Source organism: Acinetobacter sp. Leaf130, from assembly GCF_001423205.1.
In the GTDB taxonomy this organism is placed as follows: domain Bacteria; phylum Pseudomonadota; class Gammaproteobacteria; order Pseudomonadales; family Moraxellaceae; genus Acinetobacter; species Acinetobacter calcoaceticus.
The window spans coordinates 170,973-192,336 of record NZ_LMOE01000007.1; the positions used below are offsets into that span (position 1 = coordinate 170,973).

Annotated in this window: 16 protein-coding genes and 1 pseudogene; 7 read left to right on the forward strand and 10 right to left on the reverse strand. The window is 40.4% G+C overall.

Annotated elements, in window-relative coordinates; translation table 11 throughout:
* Positions 1–25 precede the first annotated feature (25 nt).
* The 6 genes from ASF86_RS15555 to ASF86_RS15580 form a co-directional block, all read right to left on the reverse strand.
* Positions 26–379 (reverse strand): DMT family transporter, encoded by a 354-nt coding sequence (locus ASF86_RS15555; RefSeq protein WP_004638961.1) that lies wholly within the window; start codon positions 377–379, stop codon positions 26–28.
* An 81-nt stretch (positions 380–460) separates the two neighbouring features.
* Positions 461–946 carry a DUF934 domain-containing protein gene (locus tag ASF86_RS15560; protein ID WP_004638960.1) on the reverse strand — a complete coding sequence of 162 codons (486 nt, stop codon included), beginning with the start codon at positions 944–946 and terminating at the stop codon, positions 461–463.
* Positions 939–2,582 (reverse strand): nitrite/sulfite reductase, encoded by a 1,644-nt coding sequence (locus ASF86_RS15565; protein ID WP_003655249.1) that lies wholly within the window; start codon positions 2,580–2,582, stop codon positions 939–941. Before ASF86_RS15565 ends, ASF86_RS15560 begins: the two co-directional genes overlap by 8 nt.
* Before the next feature lie 166 nt (positions 2,583–2,748).
* A complete protein-coding gene (locus ASF86_RS15570) occupies positions 2,749–5,154 on the reverse strand; it encodes a glucose/quinate/shikimate family membrane-bound PQQ-dependent dehydrogenase (protein ID WP_056483437.1) in 2,406 nt (801 codons plus the stop codon).
* A gap of 175 nt (positions 5,155–5,329) precedes the next feature.
* Positions 5,330–6,562 (reverse strand): carbohydrate porin, encoded by a 1,233-nt coding sequence (locus ASF86_RS15575; RefSeq protein ID WP_081407737.1) that lies wholly within the window; start codon positions 6,560–6,562, stop codon positions 5,330–5,332.
* 155 nt (positions 6,563–6,717) lie between these two features.
* On the reverse strand, positions 6,718–7,836 hold the full coding sequence (locus tag ASF86_RS15580; RefSeq protein WP_056483442.1) for a CaiB/BaiF CoA transferase family protein: 1,119 nt from the start codon (positions 7,834–7,836) through the stop codon (positions 6,718–6,720).
* 209 nt (positions 7,837–8,045) lie between these two features.
* Here ASF86_RS15580 and ASF86_RS15585 point away from each other — a divergent pair, with 209 nt between their 5' ends.
* The 5 genes from ASF86_RS15585 (at position 8,046) to ASF86_RS15605 (ending at position 13,880) form a co-directional block, all read left to right on the forward strand.
* Positions 8,046–9,056, forward strand: a complete 1,011-nt coding sequence (locus ASF86_RS15585; protein ID WP_004638954.1) for an AraC family transcriptional regulator — start codon at positions 8,046–8,048, stop codon at positions 9,054–9,056.
* A 170-nt stretch (positions 9,057–9,226) separates the two neighbouring features.
* Positions 9,227–10,432 carry an acetyl-CoA C-acetyltransferase gene (locus ASF86_RS15590; RefSeq protein ID WP_056483444.1) on the forward strand — a complete coding sequence of 402 codons (1,206 nt, stop codon included), beginning with the start codon at positions 9,227–9,229 and terminating at the stop codon, positions 10,430–10,432.
* An 18-nt stretch (positions 10,433–10,450) separates the two neighbouring features.
* On the forward strand, positions 10,451–12,586 hold the full coding sequence (locus tag ASF86_RS15595; RefSeq protein ID WP_056483447.1) for a 3-hydroxyacyl-CoA dehydrogenase NAD-binding domain-containing protein: 2,136 nt from the start codon (positions 10,451–10,453) through the stop codon (positions 12,584–12,586).
* A 164-nt stretch (positions 12,587–12,750) separates the two neighbouring features.
* On the forward strand, positions 12,751–13,008 hold the full coding sequence (locus ASF86_RS15600) for a hypothetical protein (protein ID WP_004638947.1): 258 nt from the start codon (positions 12,751–12,753) through the stop codon (positions 13,006–13,008).
* Between the two features lie 11 nt (positions 13,009–13,019).
* A complete protein-coding gene (locus tag ASF86_RS15605) occupies positions 13,020–13,880 on the forward strand; it encodes a patatin family protein (RefSeq protein WP_056483450.1) in 861 nt (286 codons plus the stop codon).
* A 29-nt stretch (positions 13,881–13,909) separates the two neighbouring features.
* Here the strand turns inward: ASF86_RS15605 and ASF86_RS15610 are convergent.
* A pseudogene (locus tag ASF86_RS15610) lies at positions 13,910–14,329 on the reverse strand (GNAT family N-acetyltransferase).
* Between the two features lie 12 nt (positions 14,330–14,341).
* Positions 14,342–15,553: a class I SAM-dependent methyltransferase gene (locus tag ASF86_RS15615; RefSeq protein WP_081407724.1), complete on the reverse strand. Its 1,212-nt coding sequence runs from the start codon at positions 15,551–15,553 to the stop codon at positions 14,342–14,344.
* Positions 15,554–15,680: 127 nt separating this feature from the next.
* On the opposite strand from ASF86_RS15615, the gene trhA reads away from it, so the two are divergent.
* Together trhA and ASF86_RS15625 are read left to right on the forward strand one after the other, a co-directional pair.
* Positions 15,681–16,322 carry a PAQR family membrane homeostasis protein TrhA gene (trhA, locus tag ASF86_RS15620; protein WP_056483456.1) on the forward strand — a complete coding sequence of 214 codons (642 nt, stop codon included), beginning with the start codon at positions 15,681–15,683 and terminating at the stop codon, positions 16,320–16,322.
* Between the two features lie 133 nt (positions 16,323–16,455).
* Positions 16,456–17,766 carry an MFS transporter gene (locus ASF86_RS15625; protein ID WP_056483459.1) on the forward strand — a complete coding sequence of 437 codons (1,311 nt, stop codon included), beginning with the start codon at positions 16,456–16,458 and terminating at the stop codon, positions 17,764–17,766.
* Between the two features lie 65 nt (positions 17,767–17,831).
* On the opposite strand, the gene ASF86_RS15630 is transcribed toward ASF86_RS15625, so the two are convergent.
* Together ASF86_RS15630 and secA are read right to left on the reverse strand one after the other, a co-directional pair.
* Positions 17,832–18,251 (reverse strand): hypothetical protein, encoded by a 420-nt coding sequence (locus tag ASF86_RS15630; protein WP_056483463.1) that lies wholly within the window; start codon positions 18,249–18,251, stop codon positions 17,832–17,834.
* Positions 18,252–18,381: 130 nt separating this feature from the next.
* Positions 18,382–21,102, reverse strand: coding sequence for a preprotein translocase subunit SecA (gene secA / locus ASF86_RS15635; protein WP_017392451.1), 2,721 nt, complete (start codon positions 21,100–21,102; stop codon positions 18,382–18,384).
* Between the last annotated feature and the right edge of the window lie 262 nt (positions 21,103–21,364).

The window sequence follows — 21,364 nt, forward strand, 5'->3', positions numbered from 1 at the left end:
AGTACTCTGATATTTCTATGAGGTTCTAAATATCAATATTGGAATATTGAGCAATAATCATCAGCCCCACCGTAATGAATCCAATTCCAACCCACCCTGCCACATCAATATTTTGCCCAAGAAAAATCTTTGCTAGAAAAGCTGTCGCTAATACGCCAATCCCAGACCAAAGTACATACAAAATTCCAGCCTGCATATATTTCAAAGCAATGGCAGCACAAGCGAAAGAGATCATATATAAAATCAGAGCGATACCTTGAGCTGTCTTATTAACTAAGCCATTACCTCTAGCAGAATAAAATGTTGAGAGTACATCCGTCGCGATGGCAAATAATAACCACCAAGCACCGGGATTTATTTTTGAAATTAAGCCTAGCATTCTTGTTCTTCAGTTAAGTCATTTAAAAATTATTTATAAAAAAAGCTGAACCTAAGTTCAGCTTTCGTATTTGAAATCTATTTAAGCACCAGTTTGATAACTTGCTTGCGGTACAGCGGTTGAAGCTTGATATGGATTGGTAAAGTCTTGTAAACCTGCCGCCGCTTCTTGTACGTCTTTGCCTTCTTTTACGACAAAACTATCAAAGCCAGAACGTTTTAAGTAGTTTAAGACATCCTTAAATACATCACCCGTTGCCCGCAACTCACCTTGGAAACCTTGGCGACGTAATAGTGCAGCAAATGAGTAACCACGACCATCACCAAAACCTGCAAACTCAATGAAAATTGCATTAAGCTCGTTTAATGGGAATGTATGATCTTCAGGTGAATCATTCACAGTCACATACAAAGCTTTTTTGCCTTGAATGTTTGCTAATTGGTCTAGTTGAGCTGTTGTTACAACAACGTCACCCTGAGGAATAACACCATCTTCAGCAATGATTTGATAAGTATTGTCAGCGATCGTGCCATCTTTATAAAGCACTGGTAGAGCTGTATTAAGCATATGCACGCTCCTTAAATGGTTGAATTCCTACACGGCGATATGTGTCAACAAAACGCTCACCTTCAGTACGTAAATCAAGATAAGTATTTAATATTTCTTCAATTACGTCAGGCACAGCATCTGCTGCAAATGATGGCCCTAAGATATCACCGATTGATGCATCATGGTCCGAATTACCACCTAATGTAATTTGGTAGAATTCAGCACCTTTTTTATCTACACCTAAAATACCAATGTTACCTACGTGGTGGTGACCACAAGCATTCATACAACCAGAAATATTTAAGTCTAAATGACCAAGATCATAAACTTTGTCTAAGTCATCAAAACGACGCGTGATTGCTTCAGCAATTGGAATTGATTTCGCATTTGCAAGTGAACAGAAATCACCGCCAGGGCAACTAATAATATCGGTAATAAAACCAATATGTGCACGTGCCATATTTTGTTGTTCAAGCGCTTGCCATACATCGAACAAATCTTTTTGAGGTACATCTGCCAAAGCAATGTTTTGTTCGTGAGTTGTACGAAGTTCACCGAAAGTATATTTATCAGCAAGATCTGCAATAAAGTTCATTTCTTCGGTGGTCATATCACCCGGTGCGATACCTGCACGTTTCAAAGAAATCGTAACAATACGATAGCCCTTCACTTTATGTGCATGTGTGTTGATATTGAACCATTGCTTGAATTTTGGATGCTCAGCAAATAAAGCAGTGAAGTCTTCATCTGCCAAATCTTGATAGTCAAATGGGATGAACTCTTCATCCAATTTTTTCAAGATTTCTGGCTGAATTTTTAATGATTCACGTGTGTGTTCAAATTCAGCTTCAACTTTCTGAGCAAAAACTTCAGGAGTTAATGCTTTCACTAGAATTTTGATACGTGCTTTATATTTGTTATCACGACGGCCATGCAAGTTATAAACACGCAGAACGGCTTCTAAGTAAGAAATTAAATCTTCACGTGGTAAAAACTCACGAATGACGCTACCAATGATTGGGGTACGGCCTAAACCACCACCAGCCATAATTTTGTAGCCGATTTCACCCGCTTCATTACGCACGATATATACACCAATATCGTGGAATGCTGTTGCTGCACGGTCTTTTTCTTCAAGTGCAGAAACGGCAATTTTGAACTTACGTGGCAAGAATGCAAATTCAGGGTGGAACGTACTCCACTGACGGATCAATTCACATGTTGGACGTGGGTCTGCAATTTCACCTGCAACCACACCTGCATATTGGTCAGTCGTTGTATTACGAATACAGTTACCACTGGTTTGAATGGCATGCATTTGTACAGTTGCAAGTTCAGCTAAAATTTCTGGTACATCTTCAAGAGCTGGCCAGTTTAACTGAATATTCTGACGTGTAGATACGTGTGCATAACCACGATCATATTCAGTTGAAACTTCAGCAATTTTACGTAATTGTTTTGAACTCATTAAGCCATACGGCACAGCAATACGCAGCATAGGCGCATAGCGTTGCACATATAAACCATTTTGCAAACGTAATGGACGGTATTCATCTTCAGAAAGTTTGCCCGCTAAATAGCGCTCTGTCTGATCGCGGAACTGAGCAACTCGTTGATTAATCAGCTGCTGATCGAAATCGGTATATAAATACATGGCGTATGGCTAGTAGATTCATTATTAAGGCAGATAGCATAGCGAGCTTTTATTCATCAATAAAATGCTTTTTTTGCATATTTAATAACGGTTTTATTGATAAGCTTTAATATAAATAGATATAAAAAAAGCCTGGATAAATCCAGGCCCTTTTTATAGAAGCATTTTATTTGTTATCTGGTAAGGCATAAGCCACTAAATAGTCGCCCATTTTCGTACCAAATGAACCATGACCACCGGCCATAATCACAACATATTGCTTACCATTGATTTCATAAGTCATTGGTGTTGCTTGTCCACCCGCTGGTAAACGCGCTTCCCAAAGTTTCTTACCATTAGTAACGTTAAACGCACGTAAGTAGTTATCTTGAGTTGCACCAACAAACATGACATTACCCGCAGTAGAGATTGAACCACCTAAACCAGGAACACCAATTTTTACAGCTGGTAATTGGAACAAGTTCGGCAAGCTGTCACGAATTGTACCAATACGTTTTTTCCATACCACTTCATGGGTTTTCAAATCTACGCCTGCAACATATCCCCAAGCTGGTTGTTTACAAGGTAAACCAAGTGGAGATAAGAATGCGCTGATTTCTACGCCATAAGGTACGCCGTACATTGGTTGTACGCCCTGCTCAGTTCCCGCACCTTTTGCAGTTTGCGCACGGTTTGGATCAGCAGGAATCAAACGGCTCACAAATGGCAATCCGATTGGGTTCATTACAGCAACCTGACGGTCAGGGTTAACTGACATACCGCCCCACTCAAATACACCTAAGTTACCAGGGAAAACTAAAGTACCGTTTTCAGATGGTGGAGTATAAATACCATCGTAATTTAGACGTTTGAAAGATACACGACACATGAGCTGATCAAGCATTGTGGCACCCCACATGTCTTTATCTGTCAATTTGTCTTGTGGTGCCAAGTTCAAGTCAGAGAATGGCTGAGTTTTTGAATAATGCTCGCCTTTCGTTTGTGGTCCGCGTTTAACTGTTTGTGGAACTGGTTTCTCAGTCACAGGAACAATTGGTTGACCATTACGACGATCAAGAACAAAGGCATTACCTGTTTTCGTCAATACATAGATTGCAGGAACAGTTTGGCCAGCTTTGTTTTTAATATCAGCTAAAGATGGCTGAGATGGTACATCCATATCCCATAAATCGTGATGGGTTGTCTGGAAGTTCCATACTAATTTACCAGTAGAGGCATTAATCGCTAACATTGAGTTCGCATAACGCTCTTTAAGTTCAGTACGGTCACCACCCCAAATGTCTGGAGTACCTACACCTGTTGGCACATAAACGATATCAAGTTTTGAGTCGTATGCTAAAGGTGCCCATGCATTTGGTGAGTTATGAACGAAATTCGTACCTTCACCCGGCATTGCATTTGGATCTGCTGCGCCAGTATCAAATACCCAAAGAAGTTTACCAGTGTTAACGTCGTAACCACGAATTACACCTGATGGCTCTTTGTTTGAGTAGTTATCTGTTACCGAACCAGCAATAACGACAGTTGAACCAGTCACAACACCAGGAGATGTTGGGTTGTAACCACCTGGGTAAGCGTATGGCATAAACTCTTGCAAGTTCACTTCACCATTTTTACCAAAGTCAGTACATGCTTTACCAGTGTCAGCATTCACCGCAACTAAACGGCCGTCATTCACAGGAACAAAGACTTTACGCGGACATTGTGTAGAGTCAGATTTCTTGCTTTGAAGACTCGTTGCAAACTCAGTTGTGTTGTTTGCATCGTAATACATCACACCACGACAAGTTAAATGCTGGAATGATTTATCCGTTTTAAGCTTCGGATCAAAACGCCATTTTTCTTTACCTGTAGCAGGATCAATCGAGATTAATTGCTGGTGAGCTGTACAGATAAACATGTTATTACCGATTTTAATCGGAGTAACCTGATTGGTTGTTTCGCCAGAGTCATTACCCGTTTTAAGATCGCCAGTACGTAAAGTCCAAGCAACTTTCAAATCTTTTACGTTTTGGTCATTGATCTGTTTTAACGGAGAATAACGTACACCTGCCTGAGTACGACCATAAGCAGGCCAATCACTCTCGGCAACACCAGGTACTGCTTGAGCAGTTTCTGGTTGAGGTGTTTTGATTTCACCATTAATTTCTTGCGGATCATTGAAAATAGAGTAAACCATCAACAAGATAGCGATTGCTAACGTTGAAGATAACGCAACTTTACTTGATCCAAGGTTGTTGATTCCACGAGTCACAGCTGGAACCAATAACCATAAACCAAGAATACCTAAAATATCTAAACGAGGTGCAAGAGCCCAGAAGTCAGTTCCAACTTCCCAGACTCCCCAAATAATGGTACCTAGCATTAAAGCGGCATACACCCACAATGCTGTGGAAGCGCGCTTATAAAGTTGCCATGCAACAATCAGGAGTAATACACCAGCTATAATGTAGTAAATTGAACCGCCTAATGTAGCGAGCCAAATACCTCCAATTAACAGGAATAACGCTAATAACCCAATAATAATTACGGTAAAAGTCGTTAATCCTGATCTTGAAGTAGGTTGATTCATAAATCACCTCTTATCAATCATCATTTTTATCGGAAAGATACGCCGAGCTTTTGTTCAAAAACTGGCCTATCAATACATCTAAAATAAAACTCAGGCACAAAGAAAAAAACGGAAGGTCAAGTTATGTCAATCAATGATTTAACCCTCGACAATCCGCTTTTCGGAGTAATTACGCTTAGAATGCAGTTGAGAATTTAATACCGCCTACCCAAGTATTATCACCATTTTTTAATGCCCCAACATGACGAACATATTGCACATTTGGACGGATAGTCAGCCAATTCGTCGCATGAATACCGTAGTAAAGCTCGGTATTGTATTCAGTGTCGTATTCTTTATTTTGGACATCGTTCCAATCATCGTTGATATGGATACGTGCAACACCTAATGCCAACTCATCTTGAGGACGTTGATTCAGCAAACCTTTATAGACTAAGCCTACATTTTGCATGTTATCAATTTTGTTGGTGTCGGAATCGTGGAAGGTCAGGTTTACAAAACCAGTCAAACCGCGGTCTGTTTGATCAGCAGGCTGAAATAATTTTTGTTTTGCAGTTACCCAAACACCTTGCTTATGAGAATTTTTTGTTTCATCTGCAATTTCTTTAGCATCAGCAGTACTGTAGTAATAACCTAAACGATATTCACCAGCCATGCTTTGAGCACCTAATTTAGGTGACCACACCACTTCGGCAGGAATAATTGCACCGTGAGAACCATCCGTACTCAGGTTAAAACCTTTGCCTCGGTCCAGATTTTCTGGGTTATATTCATATACACCAACTTGCGTATATAAGTCAGGTTGCAAGTTATATTTAACACGCAGTGCCCATTGGCTCACTGGCCAGTTATACCACTGATCACCAACCCAGTTCCCTACTTGAGAACCGCAAAGCGCCAAGTTCTGGAAATCACAGTCAAAACTATTAAAGTCTTCACCTTCACCAAAACGACCCACTTTAACGTCTAACTTTTGATCCATGAATTTTTTCTTAATCCACAAATCTGTTAAACGCCAAGTTTGCTCACGCCCCCACACTTCTTGTGCCGAGCTTAAGTGCCCAGCTAAAGCTGGTGAATGTTCAGAAAGTGATTGACCATCACGATAAGTTAACGTGATTTGAGCTTCTGTATCTTGCCAACCTAAAATTTTATTTAGGTCAAAATGAGTTCCTAAAGCAAGTTGCCCCGTATAAGCACTACCATGGGTAGATGTCTGCTTTGAGTCTAAAATACCGGCATATTCACCGGTATATCCAAACGAAAAATCATAACCTTGTGCTTGTAACGCTGTGCGTTGACCGTTCCAATCACCCAACATCCACGGACTATTTGGGTCAAATGCAGCCGCAGCTTGTGCATGCTGAATAAAAAGGGTAATTGATAAAACGGATAAACAAGAAGCCATCAAGGATTTATGTGCTTTCATGTTTACATACCTTTTATGTCTTTGTTTATTAAGGGTACGCTAATTTTATGTAAAGAAATTATTCAAAATGTTAATTAATTGATTAATCAGATAATAATTTTCACCCGCCCTGACTAAAAAATAACATTAAGCCCTTACCATCGCCCTTCGCCAAGCTTTTGACCTATAAAGGAATATCTCATTTTAGATCGTGAAAACTTAATTGGACAAGCCAATTGTGGTTCTGTATCTGCTGTATTATTTTGCAAAGGTACATCCACAATCCATCCACGTTCTTGTGCTATGGGAGAATTTAAAGCCTCAGTTAGGTTTAAAACAGGTTCTACACATACATCAAGATTTGCGAATATTTCATGCCATTCTTTAAAAGTTTTAGTTTTAATTTTTTCTTGAATAGCTTGTTTAACTTCCTGTCGGTCCTCTACATCCAAGGAAGCGCCTTTTTGTAATAATAAAGGTAAATCAAGCGCGATTGATAAACCTGACATAAATTGTGGTTCAAGACTACCAATTGATAGATAGCGCCCATCTTGCGTTATATAATAATCATAGAAAATGCCACCATTGAGCATGCCATGTTCTGGAGCCTGCTCAACTTGTGCAGCAAGTGTGGCTGATGCAGCCATACTATTTAAGCTTGCCACACAATCGGTCATGGAAATATCAATATATTGCCCCATGCCACTACGCGCGCGCTCGACCACTGCGGCTAAAATAGCAATGACTGCATGAAGTGAACCACCTGCAATATCTGCAACTTGAATACCAAGCGGTGGCGGACCACTGTCTTGTCGGCCGCTATACCCAGCAATACCCGCTAAAGCTAAATAGTTAATGTCATGCCCTGCTCGGTCTTTATAGTTTCCAGTCTGTCCATATCCGGTAATTGAACAATAAATTAAACGGGGATTAATTTCTGCAAGCGTTGAATAGTCTAACCCTAGACGTTGCATCACCTCAGGTCGAAACTGCTCGATGACAATATCAAATTCGGAAATCTTGGTTTTAATCAGCTCAATACTCGCCGGATCTTTTAAATCAAGAACAATCGACTGTTTATTTCGATTTAAATAACTATGTGCCGTTGCTTGTCCATTTGCATAAGGCGGCATGATGCGAATTAAATCTGGACGTGATGGAGATTCAATATGGATGACTTCTGCGCCCATATCGGCTAAATACATTGTGGCAAAAGGTCCAGGTAAGAGTGTCGAGAAATCGAGAACTTTAAGTCCATTTAATGCTGTCGTCATCGTTTTTTAACCACTATTATTCATATTTTCTTTTATATTAGTTAAGCAAATATTCTAAAACAATGTCATGTTCAGCCATTTACCTTGATCATTTCGGCAATTTAACATGTAAAAAGTGCTTTTACTCTGTTGTAAATCGCCAATTTATTTTTTTAGACGGTCATTTAGGTCAATTTAAAGTGAACATCAAAGAGACTGAAGGATTCAATATGAGTCGCGATACGATTAGCATCCACTTCGTGAATGCGGCTTTGACAGGCGTAAAACGCCTTGGCATGGATGTCGAGACGTTACTTTCACATGTGGGTATCGAAGCGGAACTATTACGTCAACCTAAAGCTCGAATCTCGCCAGAACAATACACTCGTTTTATAAAAATGTTGTGGATGGTCACACAAGATGAACACGTCGGTTTTGATGTACAGCCACGTCGTTTGGGCACTTTTGCCATTATGTGTCAGTTGATTATTCATGCAAAAACCTTGGGCCAAGCCCTTGAACTATCATCTCAATTTTACAAATTATTTGGTGACGAATGGTCTGTAAGCCTAGAGCGTGACAAACATGAAGCACGTTTAGTTCCACTCATTCCAAAAACATTAGATCCGGACCATTTCATTACTGAAAGTATGTTAATGATTTGGCATGGTTTGGCATCGTGGCTAATTGAACGTCGCTTACCTTTAGAACGTGTTCATTTTAGCTATCCACGTCCTGCTCATGCAGATGAATATGATGCATTATTTTTTGCACCAGTCATGCAGTTTGATGCACCGCGTACTGAAATTACCTTTGCAGCTGATTATCTTGATTTGCCAATCCGTCAAGATGAAAAAACGCTAGAAGAGTTCTTAAAAGCAGCTCCTGCTCAGCTTTTAGTAAAATTCAAAAACACCAACTCGCTGACTTCTCGTATTCGTGACGTGCTCAAAAGCCAGATTGGTGAAGAAATGCCAACGCTTAATGACGTTGCATCAATGTTGTACTTGTCTCCTCAAACCTTACGCCGCCGCTTGGCTGCTGAAGGTAAAAGCTACCAAGGCGTGAAAGATGCCCTACGTCGAGATGCTGCTATTCACTTGTTACTCAACCCAGAATTAACACTTGAAGATGTTGCACAGCAAGTTGGCTTTAGTGAAACCAGTACTTTCCACCGCGCATTTAAAAAATGGACAGGGGTGACCCCTGGTTTATACCGTCAGCTACACGGTTACCACTAATTCTTAAATCTCTTTAGTTTCACATTTAGCCCAAGTTCAACTTGGGCTTTTTTGTATCTCTATTGGCAAAAATCATCACCTGACTGGTGCGCTTATCGTCATTGCACTCGCTATTAAAACCAGTACACTCAAAACACAAATAAATTTTAAGCAATAAAAAAGGAACTGTTATGAGCGAGGCTTATATTATTGATGCCATTCGCACACCACGCGGAAAAGGAAAAAAAGACGGCTCTCTTTACGAAGTAAAACCAATTACCTTACTCACCACTTTATTAAATGAATTACAGCAGCGTCATCAACTCGATACGTCTAAAGTCGACGATATTGTTCTGGGCTGTGTAACTCCTATTGGTGATCAAGGTGGTGATATTGCTAAAACAGCAGCGATTGCAGCGGGTTGGAATGATGATGTTGCTGGGGTGCAAATCAATCGTTTTTGTGCTTCAGGTTTAGAAGCAGTCAACATGGCAGCAATGAAAGTTCGCTCAGGCTGGGAAGATTTAGTGGTTGCTGGTGGCGTCGAGTCAATGTCACGTATTCCAATGGGCTCCGATGGCGGGCCGTGGGCGTTAGACCCTGAAACCAATCTAAAATCATCATTTGTTCCACAAGGTGTGGGGGCTGACCTCATTGCAACCTTAGATGGTTATACTCGCGAAGATGTAGACACATTTGCAGTAAACTCTCAGCAAAAAGCTGCAGCAGCTCAGGCAAATGGCTATTTCGATCAATCAGTGGTTCCAGTAAAAGATCATTCTGGTGTGGTTATTTTAGAAAAAGATGAATTTATTAAAGGAAATACGACAGTTGAAGGACTGACTAAACTCAACCCAAGTTTTGAAATGATGGGACAAATGGGTTTTGATGCCATCGCCTTACAAAAATATCCTGAAGCACAAAAAATCAATCATGTTCATCATGCAGGTAACTCATCTGGCATTGTCGATGGAGCTGCTGTAGTTTTATTGGCTTCTGAAAAAGCGGTGAAAGAACAAAACTTAAAACCACGCGCTAAAGTTTTGGCGACTGCACTAGTCGGGACAGACCCTACGATCATGCTGACTGGCCCTGCTCCAGCTGCACGTAAAGCCTTAGAAAAAGCTGGTCTTACCATTGATGATATTGACCTGTTTGAAGTCAATGAAGCCTTTGCAGCAGTTGTAATGCGTTTTATCAATGAACTCAATGTGCCTGCTGAAAAAGTTAACGTAAATGGCGGTGCAATTGCTTTAGGCCATCCATTAGGTGCAACGGGTGCCATGATTTTAGGCACGCTACTTGATGAGCTTGAACGTCAAAATAAAAAGCGCGGTTTAGCTACGCTCTGTGTCGGTGGTGGTATGGGTATTGCCACCATTATTGAACGCGTATAAAGATTAGGGATATAAAAGATGAGTGCAATCCAATACGAAAAAAATGCAGATAACATTGTCATTTTAACGCTTGATTCAACTGGCCAATCTGCAAACACCATGAATGCCGAGTTTCGTGACTCGCTTGATGAGGCAACGCAGAAACTTAAAGCAGAAACAGCACTTGCGGGCGTTATTTTCCGCTCAGCCAAAAAAACTTTCTTTGCTGGGGGCGATTTAGATGAGCTTATTCAAGTTCAGCCTGAACATGCCACTGATTTTTTCAACATGGTTGAAAAGTTAAAAGGCCATTTACGTACGATTGAAACTCTAGGTATTCCAGTCGTTGCAGCCTTGAATGGCACAGCCCTTGGTGGTGGTTGGGAAATTGCTTTAAGCTGCCATCATCGTATCGCAATCAATGACCAAAAAAGTAAGTTCGGCCTACCTGAAGTCACTTTAGGCCTGTTACCGGGTGGCGGTGGTATTGTCCGCATGGTACGCCTACTTGGCTTACAAAACGCGTTCCCATTTTTAATGGAAGGTAAGCAGTTCGGTGTCGATAAAGCAAAATCTTTAGGTTTAATCCATGACACTGCCGAAAACGAACAAGAGCTTTTAGATAAAGCGATCGCATGGATAAAAGCCAATCCGAAATCTCAACAACCTTTTGATGTGAAAGGCTATAAAATTCCGGGTGGCGATCCAAAGACTCCAGCTGTTGCTCAAGTTCTTGCTATTGCCCCAGCTATGTTAAGAGACAAAACCAAAGGTTGTTACCCTGCTCCTGAAGCAATTATGGCGGCAGCAGTCGAAGGCGCTCAGGTCGATGTCGATACAGCGTTACGCATCGAATCTCGTTACTTCACCGAACTCACCACAGGTCAAATCTCTAAAAATATGATCGGTACTTTCTGGCACGGTCTAAATGCAATTAAGTCTGGCGCTAGCCGCCCTGCTGATATTGCAAAATGGCAAGCCACTAAAGTTGGTGTGTTAGGTGCAGGCATGATGGGTGCTGGTATTGCATATTCAACCGCAATTAAAGGCATTCCTGTTGTACTAAAAGATGTATCTATTGAAAATGCTGAAAAAGGCAAAGCCTATTCACAGAAACTCCTTGATAAACGCGTTTCTCAAGGCCGTATGACCGCAGAAAAACGTGACCAAGTATTATCCCTCATTACAGCAACTGCCTCAGCACAAGACTTACAAGGCTGTGATCTGATTATTGAAGCTGTATTTGAAAACCAAGAGCTCAAAGCCAAAGTTACTCAAGAAGCTGAACAATATTTAGCTGAAAGTGGAATCTTTGCATCGAATACTTCCACCCTACCAATCACAGGTTTAGCAACGGCGAGTAAAGATGCCCAGAAGTTTATTGGACTACATTTCTTTAGCCCAGTCGACAAAATGCAGTTGGTTGAGATTATTAAAGGTAAAAACACTTCAAGCGACACACTTGCTAAAGCCTACGACTTTGTACAACAAATTGGAAAAACACCAATTGTTGTAAATGATAGCCGTGGCTTCTTTACCAGTCGTGTATTTGGTACTTTTATTCAAGAAGGTATGCGCTTACTTGCCGAAGGCGTTCATCCAGCCCGTATTGAAATGGCAGCGCTTAAAGCAGGCATGCCTGTAGGTCCCCTCGCTATTCAAGATGAAGTGTCTTTAACACTAACCGAACATGTTGCCAGTGAAGCACGTAAAGCTTTGCAAGCTGAAGGGAAAGATTTGCCTAAGACCTCTGTCGATGAGGTCGTTCATACCATGATTCATGAGTTAAACCGTAAAGGTAAGGCGGCTGGAGCAGGTTTCTATGAATATCCAGAAAATGGTAAAAAGCATCTATGGGAAGGTTTAAACCGCTGGCAAAAAGATCATGGTATTTCTGAACAAGATATGATCGATCGCATTCTGTTTGTACAGGCCTTAGATACATTACGCTGCTATGAAGAAGGCGTATTGGAGTCGGTTATTGATGCCAATGTTGGCTCTATCTTTGGTATTGGTTACGCTCCTTGGACGGGAGGTGCGATCCAGTTCCTCAACCAATATGGTACTGATAAAGCACAAAAACGAGCTGAAGAATTAGCTGCCAAATATGGTGAACGTTTTACACCTCCAACTTTGCTAAAAACCAAAGCTGAGCAGAAACAAAATATTCAATAACTTAGACTTATTGGATATTTAAAAACTGCATAAACCTTGCCCATATAAATATATTTTATTTATATGGGTTTTTCTTTATGACCTTTAAGATTTCAGCCTCCTGCCTAAATATGCTATAAATAGACTTCATTTTTGTGCTTCTAAAGCACATTCGAGAAATCCTTATGTCCGATAAAAATTCTTCCGAGTCAGCAATTTTAGGTTGGAAATTTGTTCTGATCGTTGGTGTTTTGAGTGCGATTTTCCTTGGCTTTTTCTATTTAGCGATGAGTAATGAACCTGACTATATGCCAGGGGCTCAGCGCAAAGCACAACAAGAGCAAATGCAGCAAAAAGCTGAAAATTCCACAGAGCAACACGCTCAACATAGTGACAACATGTCTGAAATGGATATGAAAGAACATCAGAACTCAACTCAGTAATTAGATATCAAATGACAGATTTTTCCCGTAATGCACTTGTTGTAGAGGGTGGAGGCATGCGTGGTGCCTTTACCAGTGGCGTACTTGATGCTTTTTTACAGCAGCAGTTCAACCCTTTCGATCTATACGTTGGCGTATCATCTGGTTCAACCAACGTTGCAAATTATTTAGCTGGTCAACAAGGCCGCACGTTAACGTTTTATATTGATCACTCACTCCGTCCTGAATTTATAGATTACAAACGCTTCTTTAAAGGCGGTGATTTACTTGATTTAAAATGGATGTGGGAGATTGGCGAGCAAGAGCATCCGCTTGATCAGCAAAGTCTGTTTGCTAAAAATCCTGATTTTTATATGGTATTGACGCATGCCAAAACAGGACAGGCAGAATATCTTCGTGCGGGTAAAGATAACTTGCTGAATGCACTTCGTGCTTCTAGCTCAATTCCAGTTTTAACGCGTCATCCCGTCGATATTATGGGTGAACCATACTTTGATGGTGGCGTTGCAGATGCCCTACCTGTACGCTGGACAGCTCAGCAAAGTGATGTCAAAAAACTGTTAGTTTTACGCACTCGCCCAAAAAATTACTTTAAAGCCAGCAGCAGAGGGGATCAATTCCTCGCGAAATATGCGTTTAAACATCATTATGGTTTTGCAAACAGCTTACGTAGCCGTTGTGCTCGATATAATGCTTCAGTAGATTTTGTCCGCGGTTCTAACCCAGACCAGCAAATTTTAGAAGTTTGCCCGCCGCCGCTTAAGAATATGGCAGGTCGTTTAAGTACTAATCCGAAAAAGCTTCGCTACAGCTATGAAGTCGGCTTAGAAACAGGTTTACAAGCCATTGAAAGCTGGAATGCAATGAAATAATGCCAAATTGAGATTTCTAAAAAGAAGTCTCAATTTAACTCTAAAGTCATATCAATATGTGGGATACTACAATCTAGATATTCCTCGCCTTGAACTACAAAGCCCAATGCTTCATAAAACGCGGTCACATACGTTTGTGCTGAAAGCTTTAGATAAGGTAAGTTCTGCTGGCGCGCATAATCAATAATGTGCTCCATTAAAATTTTGCCGATCCCTCGCTTGCGATAAGCTACTAAAACAGCTACCCGCCCTACACTATGCTGTGGTAACAATCGCGCTGTAGCAATTGGTTACTCACGGTCATACACAATAAAATGCAAAACTGTGGCATCCAAATCATCCCATTCATCTTCAGGGGCAATTCCCTGCTCTTGAATAAAAACTTGCTCACGAATGAGCTTGGCATCTTTCTCAAGCTGCTCCCACCCGCCCGTTATAATTTTATACATGGGTTAACCTGCTTAACACTTACAACCAATATTCTCGATAGGCAACTGGTCTTGTAATAACAGCTCAAGACTTTGTTTTTTAATACCATACATTTCTTTCAAGGCTTGAATTTGAGCCATGATCTTGGCATCAGGCTGAGTAACATCCTTACGCTTTGTTGCCAAAATCATTTTGTTTTTACTGGTATGTTCAAGCGATACAAACTCAAAAACTTTGGTTTCATAGCCATAAGCTTTTAAAAGTAAGGCACGTAATGTATCGGTTAACATTTCAGCTTGCTGACCAGCATGAATTCCAAATTGCAGCATTGGCTGTAAAACTTCGGGACTATGTAATTGTGGGCGCAACTCTTTGTGGCAACATGGGGCACACATAATCATTGATGCATTTAAACGAATGCCGGTATGAATCGCAAAATCGGTAGCAATGTCACAAGCATGCAAGGCAATCATGACGTCCAGCTTTTCCGGTTGATAACTACGTACATCACCTTCAAAAAAGTCTAAATGATTGAAATCAACTTTATCTGCAACTTTTTGGCAGAATTCAACCAGATTTGGGCGTAATTCAACGCCGGTAATTAGAGGTGTTTTTTGTTGTTCTTGCAAATAATCATATAAAGCAAAAGTTAAATAGCCTTTACCTGAACCGAAATCGACAATCCGTAACTCTTGCTGAGATGCGTCAATCTGTTCATAGGCACTCGCAAAAATTTCAATAAATTTATTTATCTGTTTCCATTTACGGGCCATGCTTGGAATGATTTGGCCTTTTTCATCGGTAATACCAAGCTCTTTTAGAAATGCATTGCCCTGCTGTACATAGCGTTGCTTTTCACGATCATGTGTCTGAATTGTCTGTACTGAATTTACGGCCTGCTTTTTACCTATATTTAATAGGGCTTTTTTCTTATTTTTTTTAAGTTGGATTTCTTGAGTAGTTGAAAATAAGTTCGCTTGCTTACACTGCACTAAAAGCGCTGCAATCTGTTCTAAGCCTTCTTCAAATGAATAATTTTTGGTCACATCTTGGGTCGTATAGTGATATAAAGCCGAAAGCTGTTTTTGTCCATGTAACTCTACAACACGGAAAGTGATTTTTTCCAGTTGTTCCAACTCTCCTTTATATTGGCTCAAAATCAAACGCTCAAAAGTCTGCTCATCAAGCATTTGTTTGATTTCATAAAAGAATTGCTGTTCTTGCTCAAAGGAGAAAACCGACACGGATATACCTAAAAAATGAAGACTCATATAAAATAGAAGTTTAAAGGGTCTAGGATTAAAAATAAAATAACTTTACGACTGTTTTGTATTTCTATACATTTGTATTTTTAATCAAAAAATTAAACTCATGAGTAAATTTGTGCTGGAAACTTACGATCCAAAAGAAGAACTACTTAACGCCTACAGCCATGGAGCTGGTGTCGTTATGGCAGTTATTGCTTCTATCTTTTTAATTATGAAGGGATCTTATCTTCCAACTGCTCAGTGGGTGGGTTTATGGGTATACTCATTTAGTCTGATTCTGGTTTTCACGAGTTCAACACTCTATCACTTTGCTCAAACACAAAATCTACGTTACTGGTATAAAAAACTAGACCACACTGCTATTTATTATTTAATTGCTGGGACATATACCCCTTTCTTAAGCATCGCGATTCCTACACAAAAAGCCCATATTCTGCTGATTGCACTCTGGAGCATTGCTGCAATTGGTACACTTTTCAAGTTAGTTTTTATCCATCGTTTTCAAAAAATTTCTTTGCTGGCCTATATTGTAATGGGATGGCTTGCCGTTTTTGTAATGGATGATATGCGTACTTATTTGAGTAAAGACGCATTGATTTTCTTGATTATTGGCGGGTTAGCTTATACGGTTGGAGCATTGTTTTACGCGTTAAAAAAGGTAAGATATACCCATGCGATCTGGCACATTTTTGTGCTTTTAGGTGCAGGAGCACACTTTCTTGCGATCTATTGGTACATTGTTTAGTTCATTTTTCACTCTTATTCAGTGATCCTGAAAGAGTCATGGATGATGTTCTTTCACGCTATTCTTTTAGAAAAATATGTCTTTAAAAAGAATAGTAAATTAAAAATAAATTTTAACTGATATAAGGTCTTATATGGAGTCAACCTCTGCGACTGCTGCTCCGGCAGTAGCCACTAATTCAAAAGCGCGGGTTTTGTTTGCAAGCTTAGTCGGTACAACCATTGAGTTCTTCGACTTTTATATCTATGCAACAGCTGCCGTTATTATTTTTCCTCACCTGTTTTTCCCTGCTAGTAGTGGCAGTGCCGCAGTCTTACAATCTTTAGCAACCTTCGCCATTGCCTTTATTGCTCGCCCTATCGGTGCAGCGTTATTCGGTCATTTAGGAGACCGTATCGGTCGTAAAGCCACTCTAGTTGCAGCTTTGCTCACCATGGGTATTTCAACAGTCTGTATTGGTTTACTTCCAACCTATGCACAAATTGGTCTTGCCGCGCCTTTACTATTGGCTCTATGCCGTCTAGGGCAAGGCTTAGGTTTAGGTGGTGAATGGAGTGGTGCTGTATTACTTGCGACAGAGAATGCACCTGAAGGTAAGCGTGCATGGTATGGCATGTTCCCACAACTAGGGGCTCCAATTGGCTTTATTTTAGCAACAGGTTCATTTTTATTATTGGGTGCAGCCATTCCTGAGCAGGCATTCATGCAATGGGGCTGGCGTATTCCCTTTATTGCAAGTGCTGTATTAGTGATTGTTGGCTTATATATCCGTTTAAAACTCCATGAGACTCCAGCATTTCAAAAGGTCTTGGATAAGCAAAAAGAAGTAAATATTCCATTTAAAGAAGTCTTAACCAAACATACAGGTAAACTTGTACTTGGTACGATTGCAGCAATCTGTACTTTTGTGGTGTTCTATCTTACGACAGTATTTGCCTTAAACTGGGCAACCACTAAATTAGGCTATGCACGCGGTGAGTTCTTGGAACTTCAACTCTTTGCCACATTGTGCTTTGCTGCGTTTATTCCCTTATCGGCTATTTTTGCAGAAAAATTTGGACGTAAAGCCACTTCGATTGGTGTTTGTATTGCTGCTGCGATTTTCGGTTTGTTCTTCTCTAGCATGTTAGAGTCTGGAAATACGTTAATCGTCTTTCTCTTCTTATGTACAGGCTTATCGATTATGGGCTTGACCTATGGTCCGATTGGTACCGTTCTTTCTGAACTTTTCCCAACTTCAGTTCGTTATACAGGTTCAGCATTAACGTTTAACTTGGCAGGTATTTTTGGTGCATCTTTTGCTCCACTCATTGCCACTAAACTTGCTGAAACCTATGGTTTATATGCAGTTGGTTATTATCTTACTGCAGCATCCCTTCTATCACTCATCGCTTTCTTATTCATTCGTGAAACAAAAAATGATGATGTGAATAATCAGATCTAAAAACTAGAAATTCTTATATAAAAAAGCCGGTTCATCATTGACCGGCTTTTTTTTACAGATACAGCTTAATTTATTGTTGTCGGATTTGCAGGAGCACTCATATTGCTTGCTGCAACTGCTGCTGGGCCTGCTACCGCCGCTTCTCCAATTAAAGCCACTTTTGCTTTTTCTTGGCTCTTCGTAGATAAAGCTGGGTTAGTCGCCACAATACGATTAATGTTTGCTGAGTTTGCCGGAGCAATCGCAGTGGTTTGTAAAATAATTGGGCGATTAGCTGTGTTACCCAACGTATAGCGAATACCTGTGCGAGGGCTAATCACTGTTGTATTTTCTTGCTTCACTACAGCTTGAGCCGAAGTTGGGCCTTTTGCTGCAAGTACTTTGTCAACCGTTGTCGTTTGAGGGGCTGAAGCTGCTTCTGCTGCGAAAACAAAACTAGGCACAGCAAGAACAGTTAAAAATAAAGGTTGTAATACTTTTTTCATTGTCTTTCCAACATACACTCTGGATGAGAAGTAAATAGCATTTAATGCTTAAAACTGCAAACATTATTCACAGGCTTACTACAAACGTAAAAAAAGCAGAACAATTGTTCTGCTTTTTTGTGAAGGCAGATTAGATCTTACCGTGACACTGCTTATATTTTAATCCAGAGCCACATGGGCATGGCGCATTGCGGCTTTCTGGAACAGGGAAAGTTTGCTGATCGGCAGACTCGTTCATGGTTTCTTGAGAAAGTGTAACTTCACCCGTTAAACCATCTACATCATCATGTTCAAAAGAAAGCTTCATCGATTCAGCTTGCTGCTGCTGTTGAGCTTCCATTTCTGCAAGTTCTTCTGGTGTTGGGATATGTACACGAGATAAATCAGTCACAACATCAGTTTTAATAATACCGAGCATATTTACAAACAGGTTGAAAGCTTCTTTCTTGTATTCCTGTTCAGGATTTTTTTGCGCATAGCCACGTAAGTGAATACCTTGACGCAAGTAATCCATTGCAGCTAAGTGATCTTTCCAATGACGATCAAGAGAGTTTAAAACGAAGTGACGTTCAAGCATTGCTGCTGATTCATCACCCATTTGAGCACGACGTTGGCGATAACGTTCAATCACTTCATCACTGATTCGCTCAACTAAACCTTCTTCATCCAAACGGCGATCTTGATCTAACCATTCCTGAATTGGTAGCTCAATGCCCAAATCAATACGTAAAGCATTTTCTAAACCTTCAACATCCCACTGGTCATGGATTGACTCAGGTGGAATAAAGTTCGCAATCACGCCTTTCATCACTTCGTGATGCATTTCTTCAACATATTCTTTTAAGGTATTTTCAGCTAACACTTCATCACGTTGTGAATAAATGATCTTACGTTGTTCATTATTCACATCATCGTATTTCAATAAGTTTTTACGAATATCAAAGTTACGAGCTTCAACTTTACGCTGAGCGTTCTCAATTGAACGACTCACCATTTTGTGTTCAATCGCTTCATTTTCTTGTAGACCCATCGCGCGCATCATTCCGACTACGCGGTCACCTGCGAAAATACGCATAAGGTCATCTTCAAGAGACAAATAGAAACGAGAAACCCCAGGGTCACCCTGACGGCCCGCACGACCACGTAACTGGTTATCAATACGACGTGATTCATGGCGTTCAGAACCAATGATATGCAAACCACCTGATTGCAATACATCTTCATGGTCTTGTTCCCATTGTGCTTTCAGACGTGCTTCATCTTCAGCAGTAGGGTTTTCAAGTTTGGCAAGTTTCGCTTTCCAGTTACCACCCAAGATAATGTCAGTACCACGACCCGCCATGTTCGTTGCAATCGTTACTGCATTCGGGCTACCCGCTTGAGCAATAATGTCAGCTTCACGCTCATGTTGTTTTGCATTCAACACTTCATGGTGAATGCCAGCTTGCATTAACTTAGAAGACAAAATTTCACTGGCTTCAATGGTTGCTGTACCAATAAGAATCGGTGCCACACCTTGCTCACGAATATTCGTAATTTCTTGAATAATCGCGTCATATTTACCATTACGGTTTAAATAAATTAAATCGTTTTGGTCATTACGTACCATTGGGCGGTGAGTTGGAATAATCACAACATCAAGGCCATAAATTTCTTTCATTTCCGCAGCTTCAGTATCAGCAGTACCTGTCATACCTGAAAGCTTTTTATATAAACGGAAATAGTTCTGGAATGTTGTGGTCGCTAAAGTCTGGTTTTCAGGCTGAATTTCCAAACCTTCTTTCGCTTCAACTGCTTGATGCAAACCTTCTGACCAACGACGGCCCGGCATTGTACGGCCAGTATGTTCATCAACAATCACGACTTCGCCATCGTGAATAATATAGTGAACATCGCGCTGGAATAAGAAATGTGCACGAATAGCGGCAGACACATGGTGAACAAGGCTTAGATTCGTTGCTGAATATAAGCTTTCACCTTCAGCCAACAAGCCCATCTGAATAAGTTCTTGCTCAACAGTTTCATAACCAATTTCAGTCATTTCAACTGAACGCTGCTTTTCATCAATCCAGAAATGCCCGCCATCTGCAACTTTTTCTTCTTTTTGCGGACGTAATCTAGGGGGAATCGTATTGATTGCAGCATAAAGATGTGAAGAGTCTTCACTTTGACCAGAAATAATTAATGGTGTACGTGCTTCATCAATCAAGATTGAGTCAACTTCATCGATAATGGCATAGTGCAAGCCACGTTGTTTCTTTTCTGCTAAAGAAAACACCATGTTGTCACGTAAGTAGTCAAAACCGAATTCGTTATTGGTACCATAAGTAATATCAGCAAGATAAGCTTCCGCTTTTTCAGACGGACCTTGCATTGAATAGATAGTACCAATAGATAAACCCAAAAATTCAAATAATGGGCGGTTCAACTCAGCATCACGCTGTGCCAAATAATCGTTTACAGTAATGACATGAACGCCTTCGCCACTTAATGCGTTTAAATAACACGCCAAAGTACCCATAAGGGTTTTACCTTCACCGGTACGCATTTCGGCAATCTTACCTTCATGTAAGGTAATACCACCAATAAGCTGAACGTCATAGTGACGCATGCCCATTACACGTTTGGCAGCTTCACGACACACTGCAAACGCTTCTGGAAGTAATTTATCTAAACTTTCGCCATTATTATAACGTTGTTTGAATTCTGGAGTTTTTGCAGATAAGTCTGCATCGCTTAAAGCTGATATCGTCGGCTCGAGCGCATTGATTTGCTCAACAATTTTGCGCATGCGTTTGAGTTCGCGCTCATTTTTTGTACCGAAGATACCTCCGATCAGACTTGCCAACATGGATAAACTCTCTAAATCTTGCTTGGTCAAATGAATAAACTTTTTCTCAGTCGTTTATTATGGTGCCAGAAATTTGAAGTACAAGGGTTTTGCACAAAACCCCTAAAAAAAATCTGATAGTTAGACGAATGGTTTTATCATTCGCCTAGTCCCCCGTAATGTGCCTTGCACCTAAAAACGTAACATTAACGCTCATCTATTAAGCATAACTTCCGAGAAATCTAATTTAGCAAATTTACCTTAAAGTTACATTGATTAAGCA

Coding starts and splice junctions, on each gene's coding strand:
- ASF86_RS15555 (WP_004638961.1), bottom strand. CDS start 379: ATGCTAGGCTTAATTTCAAAAATAAATCCCGGTGCTTGGTGGTTATTA.
- ASF86_RS15560 (WP_004638960.1), bottom strand. CDS start 946: ATGCTTAATACAGCTCTACCAGTGCTTTATAAAGATGGCACGATCGCT.
- ASF86_RS15565 (WP_003655249.1), bottom strand. CDS start 2,582: ATGTATTTATATACCGATTTCGATCAGCAGCTGATTAATCAACGAGTT.
- ASF86_RS15570 (WP_056483437.1), bottom strand. CDS start 5,154: ATGAATCAACCTACTTCAAGATCAGGATTAACGACTTTTACCGTAATT.
- ASF86_RS15575 (WP_081407737.1), bottom strand. CDS start 6,562: ATGGCTTCTTGTTTATCCGTTTTATCAATTACCCTTTTTATTCAGCAT.
- ASF86_RS15580 (WP_056483442.1), bottom strand. CDS start 7,836: ATGACGACAGCATTAAATGGACTTAAAGTTCTCGATTTCTCGACACTC.
- ASF86_RS15585 (WP_004638954.1), top strand. CDS start 8,046: ATGAGTCGCGATACGATTAGCATCCACTTCGTGAATGCGGCTTTGACA.
- ASF86_RS15590 (WP_056483444.1), top strand. CDS start 9,227: ATGAGCGAGGCTTATATTATTGATGCCATTCGCACACCACGCGGAAAA.
- ASF86_RS15595 (WP_056483447.1), top strand. CDS start 10,451: ATGAGTGCAATCCAATACGAAAAAAATGCAGATAACATTGTCATTTTA.
- ASF86_RS15600 (WP_004638947.1), top strand. CDS start 12,751: ATGTCCGATAAAAATTCTTCCGAGTCAGCAATTTTAGGTTGGAAATTT.
- ASF86_RS15605 (WP_056483450.1), top strand. CDS start 13,020: ATGACAGATTTTTCCCGTAATGCACTTGTTGTAGAGGGTGGAGGCATG.
- trhA (WP_056483456.1), top strand. CDS start 15,681: ATGAGTAAATTTGTGCTGGAAACTTACGATCCAAAAGAAGAACTACTT.
- ASF86_RS15625 (WP_056483459.1), top strand. CDS start 16,456: ATGGAGTCAACCTCTGCGACTGCTGCTCCGGCAGTAGCCACTAATTCA.
- ASF86_RS15630 (WP_056483463.1), bottom strand. CDS start 18,251: ATGAAAAAAGTATTACAACCTTTATTTTTAACTGTTCTTGCTGTGCCT.
- secA (WP_017392451.1), bottom strand. CDS start 21,102: ATGTTGGCAAGTCTGATCGGAGGTATCTTCGGTACAAAAAATGAGCGC.